Source organism: Pseudomonas sp. NPDC088885, assembly GCF_044750025.1.
Classification (GTDB): Bacteria; Pseudomonadota; Gammaproteobacteria; order Pseudomonadales; family Pseudomonadaceae; genus Aquipseudomonas; species Aquipseudomonas rustica.
Genome location: NZ_JBIVJB010000002.1, coordinates 71,856 through 87,031 on the forward strand (window position 1 = coordinate 71,856; position 15,176 = coordinate 87,031).

Consider the following 15,176-nt stretch of genomic DNA (forward strand, 5'->3'; position numbering starts at 1 on the left):
TTAGTAGCCAGTTTCTATGCTTACATCCGCGAAATAATTCGGCTCACGCTAGAGGAATACTCTAGGCCGTGGCTTTGAGTTGCGTGTAATTCCACGATAAAAATAAGAAAGGTGTTGAAATGTCTAAGTATCGATGTGTCTTCATGTCGTGTGTCGCGGCGAGCTTTTTAGGAAGCTCGGTCGGTGTGTGGGCGCAAGGAGCCGAAGAAGAAGCATGGGGAGACGGCGCTTTAGCTCGATCCATGTTTGGAGATGACTTCGAACAGTCTTCGGGTGTTCGAATCAAAGGCGTGGCTCAGATTGGCTGGTCTCACAATGACGCTTCCGATGCCGGGTGGTCGCCAAATGATGGCCATACCAACTATCCGGTGGTTGGTGCAAATGATGAGGGGTTTCAGCTCAATGGAATCCAGCTGACTGCTGAGAAATCCCTAAAATCCAACATCCTTCCTCGAATCACTCCGCTCCCTGGGCCTAAGCCCGAAGAGTTCTCTTGGGGTTTCACAGCCGAATTAATTTACGGCCGCAATGGCTTGATGGCGGGAATGTATGGTTTTGATCAGCAATGGGCGATCAACCGTCCTGGCAATGATGACTCAGTAAAGGCTGCTACTAGCCATCAGAACTATCTGGCGGCGCCTCAGGCATATCTGCAGTTTTATATGCCTGTATTGGATGGGCTTGCAGTGACTGTCGGCCGATTCGGCTCTGGGGTTGGATACGAGATTCCTCCGGCAACACGTCCTAGTCCTAACTTCTTTTACACCCACACTTACGCACTTGTGTCGCAGCCCGATCAAGTTGCTGGCGTACTGGTCTCCACGAATGTGTTCCGTAACAACTACGGTTTGCTCGCAGCAGAGTTGGGCGTCGTGAATGGACGTCAGAACTGGCAAGACAACAATGCCCAGAAAAGCGCTTTGGGAGCTCTCCGCTGGAGAAGTCCTGACATGCGAACTTGGGTTGATTACAGCTTCATGAGCGGGGACGAACAGAACGATTTGGATCACGACATTCAAATGCCGGTCTCAAGGATCCTATCTGACACAGGGCTGCGGCGAGATCACCATTCGTTGCTGGTTCGTCACCACTTCGATGAGCGTTGGATGTTGGCGGTGGAAGGTCTTAGCGGCAAGCAGCGAGGTAACGCCGATCATTCGATTGACTTGATCACTGGCCAGCCCTTCTCGGGTGCACATTACCGCGGCGCGAATGCCACGCTGCGATACAAAAGCAGCAAGTTGGTTGAGTACGGCGTACGAGTCGAACGATTCGAAGATCCAGACGGATTTGCACTGCTGCCTACGACAACAGTCGCGGGGTCATATAACGCCGTGACCGTTGGCGCCAACCTGAATCTCCATCCCCATTTAGTGGTGCGTCCGGAAATTCGATATGACTGGCAGTCAGACAACGATGGTGTGCGCGCTTACGGTGCCGGCCGCGCTGAACACCAAACCACTTTCTCGATAGACGCGTTGATTTACTTCTAACCCCCTCAATCGCACTGCATTGACTACCACACAGGTTAGGTGATCGAAATGGCTCGTGAAATTAACTCGATTGACAGCTTTCGTTTCAAGCTTTTTTTAGTGATGGCGTTGGTTCTGATGTGTCATCACGCTGCTTTTGCGTCGGACAAAATCGTGATTGGCGCATCGTTACCATTGTCCGGGCCGCTCGCAGGTTTTGGGGGTTATCAGCGTTGGGGTTATGAAGCTGCCGTTGCGGACATCAACGAGAAAGGCGGGGTGTCGATCAAGGGTGAGAAGCGCCTGGTGCAATTGGTTGTTCGGGACGACAAAACCGATCCGGTCACCACCTCCCGAAATGTTCAGACGCTTATCAATCGAGATAACGCGGTGGCATTACTAGGGTCGTGTACACCCGCGCTGGTTAATGCCGGAGGTCTAATGGCCGAACGCAGTCAAATACCAATGGTCACGGGTTGTAGTCCGCTTGCGAGCTTTCGCTCCGTTCGGCAATGGAAATATGTTTGGTCGATTTTCTTCGATGAACCAGACGTCGCTCAAGCTCCTTTTAAGATGCTGCAAGAACTCGCGATACCGACTAATCGGAAGATCGCAATTCTTCATGACAACGGGCCCGACGGCACTGCTGTTGGCGGTGAGTACTGGCCAAAAGCTGCGGCCGAAGCAGGTTACGAGATTGTGGTGAAGGAATCTTTCCCGATCGACAACACCCAATTCGGCTCAATGCTCATGAAGGCGAAAGACTCTGGAGCCGACATCGTATTGGTCAACGCAATTACGCCGCAGGCAGTTGCCATTCGCAAGCAGATGGAAACCGCAGGGTTGCGTCCAAAAGTGCTCTTCATGGAAAAAGGCGCAGAGCCAGAGCAATTCGCAACAGCCCTCGGCAAATTAGCAGATGGGGTGATGGTCGGTAGCTATTGGGATCCGAGCTTTCCGTATCCAGGATCGAAAGCGCTGGGCGATCGTTTTGAACGTGAGTCAGGCTCCAGCTTCAGCCAGCATATTGCAGATTCATATGCTGCGGCACAGGTGCTGTTGGACGCCATTGAGGCCGCCGGCAGTGTTGATCGGGATGCGATCAACACCGCGATAGCCGCCACCGATAAAAGCTATGTAGTGGGGCCTGTAAAGTTCGCAGCTGATCATACTTCCAAGATTCCGACTGCGATCGTGCAGTGGCAAGCGGGTAAACCAATCGTCGTGTGGCCCCAAGAGCGAACCACCGGCGTAATTTTCGCTGTCACGCAGTAGGAGGCTGACATGCCAACCTTTGAAGTTATTGCAAACAGCATTACCTCAGGTGTTTTGCTGGGTGGAACCCTCGCACTGACCGCTCTCGGGCTCTCTATCGCGCTCGGTGTTATGAGGTTAGTAAATCTCGCTCATGGCGAACTGTTGGTCGGCGGAGCGTACCTGGGATACTTCCTCCTCACCCGGTTCGGAATTGATCCCCTATGGGCATTGCCTTTGATTGGAGGTGCCATAGGGTGTCTTTCCTACCCTTTGCAGCGAATATTAATAACGCCATTGGCGGGGAAGGGCATGGAGGCATCGATGATGACGATGTTTGCCGTCTCCATCATCCTGCAAAACCTGTATTTGCTCGTGTTCAGTGCAGACACGCGTGCTATTGACCTTCCTTACGCATCTACAGCAATACATGTTGGCGGTTTGACCATCTCGACCAGTTATTTAATAGGATTTGCTGTGTCGATTGTCGCAATCGGCGCCGTGTACTGGCTAACGTCCCGAACTCACTTTGGTCGTGAGCTGCGGGCGAGCGCCAGTGACCCCATAGCCGCTTCTATCAATGGGGTGAACGTGAAACGGGTTCACTCGCTAGCTTTCGCCCTGGGTGCTGGCTGCGCAGCAATGGGGGGAGTGTTGGTCGGTACGGCCTTCGCGTTCACTCCAACCACTGGTGCGGGATATCTCCTGACTGCTTTCACGATTGTTGTTTTAGGTGGTTTAGGGAGCATACCCGGCACGTTGATTGGCGGGGTTGTCCTTGGAGTTCTCCAGAGCTTTGGTGCTTTGGCGCTGGGAGACGGTTATCGCGACCTGGTAGGCCTGACTCTCTTCTTGGTCGTTCTGACTTTTCGTCCTGCTGGCATGTTCAATCGAGGAGCTGCGTAATGGGGCAGATCATCGCAAAAACCACGAAAGTTCCGTCGGTTGAGACGCTGAAAATCCAAAGCGGCGGGTTGATGCTGATGGCGCTTATCGTCATTGGTGCGTCTGGCCTTTCCGCTGGGAATTATGCGTTAGAAGTCGGGTTCCAGTTCTTGCTTCTGCTCATCATGGCCGAGGCCTGGAATCTAATGGCTGGCTATACGGGACTGGTATCGCTGGGTACTGCATCCTTTGTAGGGATTGGCGGCTACACACTTGTCGGTTTGATGAATCGATTTGACGCGTCGCTGTCAGTAGCGGTATTTGCCGCAGGTATCGCGGCAATGGTGTTAGCTCTTTTGGTTTCCAGAGCAGTCTTCCGGATGCGAGGGCTTTATTTCACCGTAGGCACGTTGGCTCTAGCCGAGGCGCTCAGGATGTTCATGGTGAACTCCGACTACTTTGGCGGCGCAACTGGGATTTTTCTTGCCAAGGATTCGCCATCTCTTAAAGCACTGTTTTGGATGGCATTCGGCGTCTTGGTCTTAACTACGATGCTGATGCAGATTGGTACCCAGGGACGCTTTTCAGTGCTGCTTCGTGCTGTGCGAGATGATGAAGATGCTGCTGCACAGGCAGGTGTCCGGGCGTTTCGCGTGAAACTGGGTGTCTTTGCTCTCTCTAGCTTTCTGATAGGGCTTGCGGGCGGGTTACAGGCACTGAAACTGGGTGTCATCGAACCCTATGGAATGTTTGGTCTTCAGTGGACGGTAAATGTGCTGACGGTCGTGATCATTGGTGGTCAAGGTAAGCGATTTGGCTCGCTCGTTGGCGCCGTACTGGTTGTTGCACTCAGCGAAGCGCTTGCCGACTATCCCGCAGTGCATCTTCTGCTGATGGGCTTCGCTTTGATTGTGATCATCCGCTTCGCCCCCCAAGGGCTTGCCGGTTTACTTGAGCGAACTTTCAACCGTCGGGCGCAGGGAGGTGTGAAGTGATCAAACATCAATGCGAGGTGGATACTACCGTCCCAGCATCAACTCCTTTGCTTCGTACCGAAGACCTTAAGAAGTCATATGGTGGCGTACATGCCATCCAAGGCATTTCTTTCGAGCTTCACAAGGGGGATGTCTGCGGTGTTATCGGCCCGAATGGAGCGGGCAAATCTACGTTCATCGGGTTGCTGGGAGGAGCATTGTCACCGAGTGGCGGGCGGATTTACTTCGAAGGCAATGATGTAACCCGGCTACAGGCGCCTTACCGGGCTAGTCTTGGTATTGGCCGTACCTATCAGGTACCTCGGCCTTTCTTAAATATGTCGGTTATGGAGAATCTGCTAACGGCCAAATTTGCTCTTCACCCCCTTATTGGCGCTGGAGAGGCTAAAGCGTTCTGTGAGGAGATTCTCGAGCGTACCGGTTTGCTTGAACAAAAAGATTGGCTGGCTAAAGACCTTCCGCTGCTACGGCGCAAGCGATTGGAAATTGCCAGAGCGCTGGCCATCCGACCGCGACTCCTACTTCTGGATGAAGTGGGGGCAGGCCTGATCGACAGTGAAGTCAGTGAGCTAATTGAGCTGATTCTTTCTCTAAAAGACAAGGTCGATTCGATCATCATCATCGAGCACGTGCTAAGAGTGGTTCGAGAGTGTTGCAATCGGACGCTGGTTATAAACTTTGGCAAAAAGATTGCCGAGGGCCCAACCAGCGATGTGCTAGCGAGTAGGGAGGTCGCCGAAATTTACCTGGGGAATGCCGCCAATCGACATTCTCAATCAGTTACTGAAAGCCCTCATGAACAGAAAACTACGTCCCCTGTCGGCGTGCTGCCACAAGCCGTCTTGGACGATGCAGAATGTCTGAAGCCTAGTGAGCCTTTGCTGGAGCTCCTCCAGGTTCACGCTGGTTACGGTCAGGCGAAAGTACTGCAAGGGGTGAGTCTTAAAGTCTTCCCAGGCAGCACTGTAGCCATACTGGGCACCAATGGCGCGGGCAAAAGTACCCTGGCCAACGTCATCAGTGGTGTACTGAGACCAACCGCTGGACAGTTCAGGATCGATGGAAAAGATGCGGGCTTGAGTCTGCCCTATGAACGGTCTCGCTTGGGCATCGCACAATGCCAAGAAGGGCGGAAGATTTTTCCTAACCTAACAGTGGAGGAAAATCTGCTGATCAGTACCCGTGGTCTCACTAGGAATCAGCGCCTGGATCGCCTCGATGGTATCTACACTTTGTTCCCTGATCTCCATAAGCGACGTCATGATGGGGGGACTGCGATGTCCGGTGGTCAACAGCAGATGTTGGCAATTGGTCGGGCCCTCATGGCACGACCGCGACTGATTGTATTTGACGAAATTAGCCTCGGCCTCGCACCGGTAATGATGGATAGGTTGTACATGGCCTTAATGGAGCTTAAGAAAAGCGGACTCACCTTGGTGATCGTAGAGCAGGATGTCGCTAGGGCGCTGGAATTGGCGGACGAGGTTCACGTGCTTGAGCATGGAAAAATCGCGTTGACCGGGGACGCGCGGAGCGTGAAGCACGACCCCAGATTGAAATCGCTATATATCGGAGAAGCAATAGCATGACCGAGAGCCTGAAAAATCTGGTGCATGCCTCCAGCACGATTTATGGAGATGAACCTACCCCACTTGGTAGCAAAGTTTCTCGAGAAAATGGGATTCAGGTTATCGCTCGCGCTGCGGCGGTGCTCAATGCTTTAGGGGCGGAGCTCGATGGCTTGAGCCTGGGGCAGATCGCGGCGCGAGTGAATCTCCCACGCTCCACGGTACAGCGCATAGTTTATGCGTTAGAGGGCGAGGGCTTGGTGTCTGCAACTCAACAGGGTGTGAAGCTTGGGCCTACCATCGCACGCTTAGGAAGCTTGGCCCGAATGGACGTGAAAAACGTTGCTCGTCCTCATCTCCAGGCGCTGGCCAGGGAGGTCAACGAAACCGTCGATCTATCGATGCTCGTTGAAGATCAATTTCTGTTCATTGATCAAGTTGTGTCAGATCGGAAGCTTCGGATCGTGTCATCAGTAGGGGCGATGTTCCCTCTGTATTGCACAGCTCACGGCAAGGCTTACCTCGCTCAGTTGCCTGATGAACAGGTAAAAAATCTGCTTTTCGGCAAGATGCGTCGGCATACCGCTAATACCATCACCGATATCAATCAGTTGATCCGGCAGTTGGAAGAGGTGAGGGCTACTGGCTACGGATACGATTTTGAAGAGCACTCCGAGGACGTCAGTGCAGTAGGCACCATGGTCGACGATTCGGCGGGTCTTCAGTATGCATTGAGCATCACCGTCCCGGCGTCACGTTTCACTCGCGACTTTAAAGAGCTGACCCTCGCGTTGGGTAAATGTAAGTCTGCGATTCAAGAAACCCTGAATGCTGCACGTGTCTGACTTTAAATAATTTTAAGGAGCGGCTCATGGAGCTGAACCAGGTTTCCGCGTTGCTTGAAAGTGCTCCAATGAAACTCGAAACAGGATTCGAGCGCCTTGAAAGCGGAGTGCTACATGTCGCTTGCCGGACTGACATGCACGGTTGCTCAGGTGAAATGTTTGAATGGTGGTTCCGGTCGAGACCCGATACTCAACGCTACATTTGGTGGCACCCTGTCGATCATGTTGCGAGTCATTGGATTGAGGGCGCGGCTGATACCCATATTGGCTCAATCCATTTAGCTGAAGAATATTTTTCAGGCCTGCCTTCTCAGAAGCTGGCGATTCAATTTCGCCATCCTCATGAGTTTTTTGAACCGGACGGATACGAACGAGCGAAGCGTGATAAGCGGGTTTCCGCGGCGATCTGCGCTCGTATTGCGCCTGAGGAAGGGCTTTCCAAACGAGACAACGAGGGTCGCCTACTAGGGGGGCGGTTGTTACACATAGGAAGGGACACAAGCTGGGGACTTGTGCTCAGAAGCCATTTCTACCTAGGGCAAGACCTGGTGTCCCAGGGCCTGGGAGCGGAAACTATTACAGAAATGGTGCCCGAAGAATTTGGTCAGGCGCTGCTTATGCATTGTTACAACGAGTTCACGTTTTTATCTCGCTTCCTCCCTTCGTTGTACGTTAGTGAGAACCGCGACAAGCTGTCTGTTGGAACGCCCTGGTAACATTGGAAACCCTAAGCAGCCTGCAGGGATGGCTGCTTAGGGTCGACAGTTCATTGCTAGCTCACCATAGCTTAAACGTGTAATCAATGTTGAGCCTTGTCTCGTCAACGTTACGAGCAAAATCGCTCTGGTAGTGGCCTTGTCGAACACGGAAGGCGACGCCTGAGAAAGTGCCTTGCTGAATAACGTAGGCAAGTTCGATGTCTCGTTCCCATTCGGAGCCTGACCAGTCATATTGTGGGAGGTGAACGTTATCACCTCGAACAACTCGGATCATGCCGGTTAATCCAGGAATTGCCATCGCAGCAAAGTCGTATTGATACTTGGCTTGCCAAACGCGCTCGTCCGGATTTATGTACTCTGAGACGAGGCTCCCACCAACGATAAGGTAAGGATCGGTGCCAGCAAGATAAGGCATCGCGCTTTCGCCCGAGAGGCGCATATGACCCAAGCTGAAGGTGTGAGCCTTATGGCGATAGCTTAGGTTAATGTTGAAGTTGTAATTGTCGACGTTGCCTGCACGTTCTGCACCATCGCCCAAGCTCCGAAACAAATAAGCTTCTGTAGTCAGCGAATCGCTGCCGATGGCCGCTTTGTGGGTAGCGCCTACAAAATGCTGCGTATAGATGTCCTGAAGTTGCGCGAAGTAGTAGCTAGTCTTCAAAGAAGGATTCCACTGGTACTCGGCCCCACCATAGTAAAACGAATCGGACTCAGCACTGCCGATAAACCGGTTATTAGGACTACTTACCCTTAGCTTGTCACCGTTGGTTGAGTCGCGATAAATCTGCCGATCAAATGAGGCTGCATTGATTGTCAGATTGTCGATCTCTTTTGACTGAAGGGTTGCGCCCTCATAGTAAGGGGCAAACAATCTAGCAGTCACAGGGAATGCGACCGGCACCAAGGTCGTGACGCTCCCTATTTGAAGTTCGGTCTTCGAGATTCTTGCCTTCCCTGCTACGCCTGCCTTGCTGTAATTGGGGCGTGGCTCTCGGTCGCTGGTGTCATAAGGGAGTAAGCCTGTGCCTGTGCGGTCAGGACTAGAGTCAAGCTTGAACCCTGCCATAGCTAACGTATTCACCCCGAAACCAACCGTCCCTGGGGTAAATCCCGAGCTGAAATTAAATTGGAAGCCTTGAGCCCATTCCTGAGCTTGCGATTGTCCGCTACCGTCGCGAAAGTCACGATCCATGTAGAAGTTTCGAAGAGCGAGTGTGGCGCTGCTGTCCTCGACGAAGCCGCTCGCTATAGAGCAGGTCGCGTGCGAAAGCAGCAGCGCAGTTACGTACTGAGCCGCATTCATGATTGGATTCTCTATTATTATTTTTAAATGAGTCGAAAGAGCATGGCGACTACTCAGTCGCCTTATGAAGCGTTCAAGCGTTATGCAATTCTCAGCGCCATTTTCCGTTCTTCTCTACGAAGTAGAACAATGACGCTTGCAGCCGCGGCCAAAATTCCAGGAGATGCCGCCAGCATCAGTCCTGCCACTCCCGTACCTGACGCAAGCATTTGACCGGCAATCAAAGGGCCGCTCATGGAGCCTAAACGACCTATTGCTACTGCCGAGCCAACTCCTGTCGCCCGAATCGCGGAGGGATAGAACTGTGGGGCCAAGGCATACAGGATCAGCTGCGCGGCGAGCACGAAAAAGCCTGCGATAAATCCGGCGATCAACATATTTACGAAGCTGGCTGATACTCCTAAGCCGAGCAGGGCCAGCAGCATGCCGCCATAGATCAAGGCAACGAGCTTGATGGCGTTCCAGCGATCGAGGAGTACGCCGGCGAGAATGGAGCCGGAAGCCATTCCCAGATTCAGTAGCGTTTGAACTGTCCCAACTTCTGATCGACTGAACCCTTGGCCCGCCAGCAATGTGGGAAGCCAGTTCAGCAACATGTAGACAACGGTCAGTGTGAAGAAACAACTGATCCACAAAAGCAGGGTCGGCATTGCCTGGCCCCTTCCAAACAAACCATCTGCAATACCAGTACGGGGTTGAGCGTTCGGTGATCTGGTCGTTGCTTGGTACGAAGATGATTCAGGCAAGAAAAAGTAGAGCACCGGCGCGACGATTATTGGAGCCCACCCACCGACATGGAAAACCAACTGCCATTGCTCAGCCCCACCAAGCATCGCTACCAACGAAGCGGTCGCTCCTCCTAGAGGCACTCCGCAATACATCAGGCTCACTGCAGTTGCGCGCCCAGTCTCTCGAGCCGATTCGGATGACAGCGCGATCAAGTTGGGGAGGGCAGCTCCAAGCCCCAGCCCAGTCATGAACCTTGCCGACAGCAAACTTGGCAAATCCCAAGCCATGCTGGTGACGATAGAAAAGGCACCAAACAGCAGGACGGAGCCAATGAGCACTGTCTTTCGTCCGATCCTGTCAGCTAGTAGCCCACCAATAAATGCGCCAGGCAGCAGGCCCAAAATACTCGAACTGAATACCCAGCCCATCTCCGCCTTACCCAGTTGGAAGTGAGCGGCGATTCCTGGCCCTGCGATTCCCGCCGATTGAATATCCACGCCTTCGAGCAGTGCGACGATGAAACACAAGGCCACGGTGATTACGGCGTGGTTACGAGCAGGCTTCATAAGTCACCCCCGAAATACCTTGGTTCTGTGCTGGTGAGATCGATACGGACGACAGGTGGTTTCGCCCGATGGTGGAGTGGCTTGCATGATTCAAAGGCCATGATTGCGCTCTCGTTGGTATTGTTATTGTGATTCGTTAGGTCTGTTAACGAGTTTTCGCGATCATAGATGCAAATTTCAAGGATAGTCAACGAGTGATGATTTATTCCTTTTGGGGCGGAAATCGGTAATTGTAACGAATATAATCGTATAAGCACCGTATTCAAAGGCTCCATCGGCTAGCCGCCTAAGCTTTTGTAGGGCTGCTAAATGCGCCAGGCAACATTTCACTAAATTTGATCACGAAGAAAATGATTAATTGACATAACTATATTTCGAAGATTATTGTCGTTTCACCATGAACGGCCATCGAGCCAAACCCGGGGTGAGATATGAGCAAGTACGAAAACCGTTGGAGCACCGTAAAAGTCGAACTGGAGGAGGGCATCGCTTGGGTGATCCTGAATCGCCCCGAGAAACGCAATGCGATGAGTCCTACGCTGAATCGCGAAATGCGCGATGTGCTGGAAGTCCTCGAGCAGGACGCCGAAGCTCGCGTGCTGGTATTGACTGGCGCTGGTTCAGCCTGGACTGCCGGCATGGATTTGAAGGAATACTTCCGAGAAATCGATGCGGGCCCGGAAATTCTTCAAGAGCGTATCCGTCGTGATGCTTCTGAGTGGCAGTGGAAACTGCTGCGGATGTACACCAAGCCGACGATCGCGATGGTGAACGGGTGGTGCTTCGGTGGCGGTTTCAGTCCTCTGGTTGCTTGTGATCTGGCAATCGCGGCAGATGAAGCCACCTTCGGCCTCTCGGAAATCAACTGGGGTATTCCGCCAGGCAACCTGGTAAGCAAGGCAATGGCCGATACCGTCGGGCATCGTCAATCGCTTTACTACATCATGACTGGCAAGACTTTCGATGGGCAGAAAGCCGCCGAAATGGGTCTGGTCAACAAAAGTGTCCCGCTGGCCCAGCTTCGCGATGAAGTTGTATTGCTGGCTCAAGATCTCTTGGACAAGAACCCTGTCGTGCTGCGGGCAGCGAAAATTGGTTTCAAGCGCTGCCGTGAACTCACCTGGGAGCAGAACGAAGATTACCTGTACGCCAAGCTTGATCAGTCACGCCTGCTCGACACCGAGGGCGGCCGTGAGCAGGGCATGAAGCAATTCTTGGATGATAAATCTATCAAGCCGGGTCTGCAGGCCTACAAGCGCTGAGGTCGTCAACCACGTAGCGCTGCAGATTCGCGTCGCTACGTCACGCCCGATCGTCAATCAGCCTTTGCGTAACTAGGAGAGATCAATGTTCAACGTTCCTCTGTTGATAGGCGGTCAAGCTAGGCCTGCCTCAAATGGGAAAACCTTCGAGCGATGCAATCCTGTGAGCGGTGTTGTCGTTTCTCAGGTAGCAGCTGCCACTGTGGAAGATGCAGATGCAGCTGTCGCGGCAGCCAAGGATGCATTCCCTGCATGGGCTGCTTTACCGCCAAGTGAGCGTCGTGCGCGACTGCTGCGGGCGGCTGAGCTCATGACTGAAAGAGCTGCGGAGTTCGTCGCTACTAAGGGTGAGACCGGCGCCATGGCGAACTGGTACGCCCACAACGTGTTCTTGGCGGCGAACGTATTGCGTGAGGCTGCATCGATGGTTACCCAGATTCAGGGGAACGTGATTCCATCGGACGTACCAGGTTCTTTTGCCATGGCGATACGTCAACCTTGCGGAGTGATTCTGGGCATCGCACCGTGGAATGCGCCGGTCATTCTCGCGACTCGAGCAATCGCTATGCCGTTAGCGTGTGGCAACACGGTGGTATTGAAATCTTCAGAAATTAGTCCTGCCGTTCATCATCTGATCGGACAGGTGCTCCAGGATTCAGGTCTTGGAGATGGCGTGGTCAACGTCATCAGTAATGCCCCGGAAGATGCCTCTAAGATTGTTGAACGATTGATCGCAAATCCTGCGGTACGACGCGTTAACTTCACAGGGTCAACACATGTCGGGCGGATTATCGGAGAGCTGTCAGCGCGTCATCTGAAGCCAGCCTTGCTTGAGCTAGGCGGTAAGGCTCCTCTGGTCGTGTTAGCCGATGCTGACCTCGAAGCCGCAGTAGAGGCCGCTGCATTTGGCGCCTACTTCAATCAAGGCCAGATATGCATGTCCACCGAGAAGCTAATCGTGGACGAGAGCGTCGCCGACCGCTTTGTTGAGATGCTGACCGTTAAAGTTCAGACGCTCCATGCAGGTGATCCGGAAGATGAAAATTCTGTATTGGGATCTCTCGTGGATAGTGCTGCCGCACGACGAATTCAAGGGATGGTAGGTCAGGCAATCGAGTTGGGGGCAAACCTCATTTGTGGCGGCAAAGTGGAGGGCAGCATCATGCAGCCTGTGCTACTCGATGGCGTCACTTCGGACATGCAGCTATATCGCGAAGAGTCGTTCGGGCCTGTCGCGGTAGTCATCCGCGGAAGCGGGGACGAGGAGTTGATTCGTCTGGCCAATGATTCAGCGTTCGGACTTTCCGCAGCCATTTTCAGTCGAGACACTTCGCGCGCCCTGGCGTTGGCTCAACAAATTGAGTCGGGTATTTGCCACATCAATGGCCCAACCGTCCACGACGAACCACAGATGCCTTTCGGCGGCGTCAAGGCCAGCGGTTACGGTAGCTTTGGAGGCAAAGCTTCCATCGACCAGTTCACCCAGTTGCGATGGGTGACCATCCAGCATGGTAATCGAGCCTACCCAATTTAACTGCGTACCCACGCTTTATTGGTTCTCTACTGCTTCGAATAAAAACAACACGAGGCGCTGACTCTTCAGTGCTTCAACACGCTGAAGGCTTGATCTCTTAGAGATCGCCTTGCGTTGCAATCTGCAGAGGTTCAATACGTGAATAGCGAAACTACGTGGAAAGAGTCGCCCGAGGTAGGGGGGCATGCACTGCCTCCCATACGCCCGGTTGTCATTGGTAGGCCTGGAGTGACGATCGAGCAGCGTGGTGGGGCTATCTACCTTCGATCGAACGAGTATTTGGAAGCCTATCCAAAACGCTTGATGGATCGTCTCGTGCACTGGGCGCAAGCTAAACCTGACCATACGTTTGTTGCACGCCGAGATTCGGATGGGGCGTGGGTGCGAATTAGCTATTCGCAAATTCTGCAGCGAGCTCAGATCATTGGTCAGCATCTGCTGTCGTTCAATTTAAGTGAAGAGCGCCCACTGGTCATCTTGTCGGGCAACGATTTGGAGCATTTGCAGTTAGCCACTGCGGCCCTTTATGTCGGCATACCTTACTGTCCGGTCTCTACGGCCTACTCAACGGTCGCGCAGGATTTCGGCAAGCTCAAACACATTATCGACACGCTAAACCCTGGCCTAATTTTCGCGGCCAATGGGGCAATGTACGAGCGCGCGATAGATTCAGTAGTGTCGATTGATACGCCTGTGGTGCTGACTTGCGGAGAGCTTCAGAAACGACGTCATATTTCGTTTGAAGATCTATGCCAGCCCATCGATACGCGCGACGCTCTTGCGGCGTTCGAGCAGGTTCAGCCCTCCACCATAGCCAAATTCCTGTTCACGTCCGGTTCCACCAAGTTGCCCAAAGCGGTGGTTACCACGCAGCAGATGTTGTGCGCGAATCAGCAGATGCTGCGCCAGACGTTCCCGGAGTTTATCGAGGAGCCACCCGTCTTGGTGGACTGGTTGCCCTGGAACCATACCTTCGGCGGCAGCCATAACGTCGGTATCGTTTTGTATAACGGCGGGACGCTGTATATCGATGATGGAAAACCGACGCCTCTGCATTTCGCGGAGACGCTGCGTAATCTCCTCGAAATCTCCCCTACCGCATACCTAACAGTACCAAAGGGTTGGGAGGAGCTAGTCTGCGCGCTGGAGAAGGATGCAGTTCTCAGGGAAAGATTTTTCTCGCGTATGAAACTGTTCTTCTTCGCCGGTGCAGGCCTTTCACAATCGGTATGGGATCGTCTGGAGAAAATCTCTACTGAACATTGTGGTGAGCGCATCCAGATCATGGCCGGGCTTGGCATGACCGAGACTGCTCCCAGCTGTACTTTTACAACCGGGCCTCTGTCCGTGTCCGGCTACGTGGGCCTGCCAGCGCCAGGCTGCGAAGTGAAGATGATGCCAGTCGATGGTAAGTACGAAGCTCGCTTCCGTGGGCCAAATGTCATGCCTGGCTACTGGCGGTCTCCGGAGCAAACCGCAAGCGCTTTCGACGAAGAAGGTTTTTATTGCTCAGGCGACGCCGTGCGTTTTGCTGACCCGGCATGCCCAGAGTTGGGGTTGATGTTCGACGGCCGAATTGCAGAGGACTTCAAGTTGTCTTCAGGCGGATTTGTCAGTGTTGGCCCCCTGCGCGCGCAAGTGATTGCAACTGGTGGCCCGTACATCATGGATGTGGTCGTAGCCGCGCCGAATCGCCAGCGTATTGGATTACTGGTGTTCCCTCACATTGAAGAGATGCGAAGCCTCGTTGGCGCAGACGCTACAGCGCGCGCCCAAGATATTTTGGAAAGTCCTGTAGCACGTGAGTGGTTGTTAGCTCTAATCAATCGACTGAATGAAAAAGCTACAGGCGTTGCCACTCGCATCGATTGGGCCGCCTGGCTTACAGAACCCCCAGCGCTAGATAAAGGCGAGATCACTGACAAGGGATCCGTAAATCAACGCGCTGTGCTGACGCATCGGGCGGAGAAAATCGAAAGTCTCTATGACGGTACCGATCCTAGCCGGTTGCTGGCCAGTCAAGACTAAATAAAAAGGTACGGAT

At 53.2% G+C, this 15,176-nt stretch carries 12 protein-coding genes; 10 read left to right on the forward strand and 2 right to left on the reverse strand.

Going from position 1 to position 15,176, the window contains the following annotated elements:
* Positions 1-119 precede the first annotated feature (119 nt).
* From ACIP1X_RS02750 to ACIP1X_RS02780, 7 genes are read left to right on the forward strand one after another with little or no spacing between them, the layout of a single operon-like run.
* Entirely contained in the window at positions 120-1,493 is a 1,374-nt protein-coding gene (locus ACIP1X_RS02750) for an outer membrane beta-barrel protein (RefSeq protein WP_400749105.1), read from the forward strand.
* Positions 1,494-1,541: 48 nt separating this feature from the next.
* The gene (locus ACIP1X_RS02755; protein WP_400749107.1) at positions 1,542-2,747 is read left to right on the forward strand and encodes an amino acid ABC transporter substrate-binding protein; all 1,206 of its coding nucleotides are present in this window, start codon (positions 1,542-1,544) and stop codon (positions 2,745-2,747) included.
* Between the two features lie 9 nt (positions 2,748-2,756).
* A complete protein-coding gene (locus ACIP1X_RS02760; RefSeq protein WP_259197938.1) occupies positions 2,757-3,632 on the forward strand; it encodes a branched-chain amino acid ABC transporter permease in 876 nt (291 codons plus the stop codon).
* The gene (locus tag ACIP1X_RS02765) at positions 3,632-4,606 is read left to right on the forward strand and encodes a branched-chain amino acid ABC transporter permease (RefSeq protein WP_400749110.1); all 975 of its coding nucleotides are present in this window, start codon (positions 3,632-3,634) and stop codon (positions 4,604-4,606) included. Before ACIP1X_RS02760 ends, ACIP1X_RS02765 begins: the two co-directional genes overlap by 1 nt.
* Positions 4,603-6,195: an ATP-binding cassette domain-containing protein gene (locus tag ACIP1X_RS02770; protein WP_400749113.1), complete on the forward strand. Its 1,593-nt coding sequence runs from the start codon at positions 4,603-4,605 to the stop codon at positions 6,193-6,195. The genes ACIP1X_RS02765 and ACIP1X_RS02770 overlap by 4 nt, the downstream gene beginning before the upstream one ends.
* Positions 6,192-7,019 (forward strand): IclR family transcriptional regulator, encoded by an 828-nt coding sequence (locus tag ACIP1X_RS02775; protein WP_400749115.1) that lies wholly within the window; start codon positions 6,192-6,194, stop codon positions 7,017-7,019. The genes ACIP1X_RS02770 and ACIP1X_RS02775 overlap by 4 nt, the downstream gene beginning before the upstream one ends.
* Positions 7,020-7,045: 26 nt before the next feature.
* Positions 7,046-7,735 carry a DAPG hydrolase family protein gene (locus tag ACIP1X_RS02780; RefSeq protein WP_400749118.1) on the forward strand — a complete coding sequence of 230 codons (690 nt, stop codon included), beginning with the start codon at positions 7,046-7,048 and terminating at the stop codon, positions 7,733-7,735.
* 61 nt (positions 7,736-7,796) lie between these two features.
* On the opposite strand, the gene ACIP1X_RS02785 is transcribed toward ACIP1X_RS02780, so the two are convergent.
* Both ACIP1X_RS02785 and mhpT read right to left on the reverse strand, forming a co-directional pair.
* The gene (locus ACIP1X_RS02785; protein WP_400749121.1) at positions 7,797-9,041 is read right to left on the reverse strand and encodes an OprD family porin; all 1,245 of its coding nucleotides are present in this window, start codon (positions 9,039-9,041) and stop codon (positions 7,797-7,799) included.
* A gap of 80 nt (positions 9,042-9,121) precedes the next feature.
* Entirely contained in the window at positions 9,122-10,336 is a 1,215-nt protein-coding gene (mhpT, locus tag ACIP1X_RS02790; protein ID WP_400749124.1) for a 3-(3-hydroxy-phenyl)propionate transporter MhpT, read from the reverse strand.
* A 431-nt stretch (positions 10,337-10,767) separates the two neighbouring features.
* On the opposite strand from mhpT, the gene ACIP1X_RS02795 reads away from it, so the two are divergent.
* From ACIP1X_RS02795 to ACIP1X_RS02805, 3 genes are all read left to right on the forward strand, one after another.
* Entirely contained in the window at positions 10,768-11,598 is an 831-nt protein-coding gene (locus ACIP1X_RS02795; protein ID WP_400749127.1) for a p-hydroxycinnamoyl CoA hydratase/lyase, read from the forward strand.
* Between the two features lie 85 nt (positions 11,599-11,683).
* On the forward strand, positions 11,684-13,132 hold the full coding sequence (locus tag ACIP1X_RS02800) for an aldehyde dehydrogenase (RefSeq protein WP_400749130.1): 1,449 nt from the start codon (positions 11,684-11,686) through the stop codon (positions 13,130-13,132).
* Between the two features lie 138 nt (positions 13,133-13,270).
* Positions 13,271-15,160, forward strand: a complete 1,890-nt coding sequence (locus ACIP1X_RS02805; protein ID WP_400749132.1) for a feruloyl-CoA synthase — start codon at positions 13,271-13,273, stop codon at positions 15,158-15,160.
* Positions 15,161-15,176 lie beyond the last annotated feature (16 nt).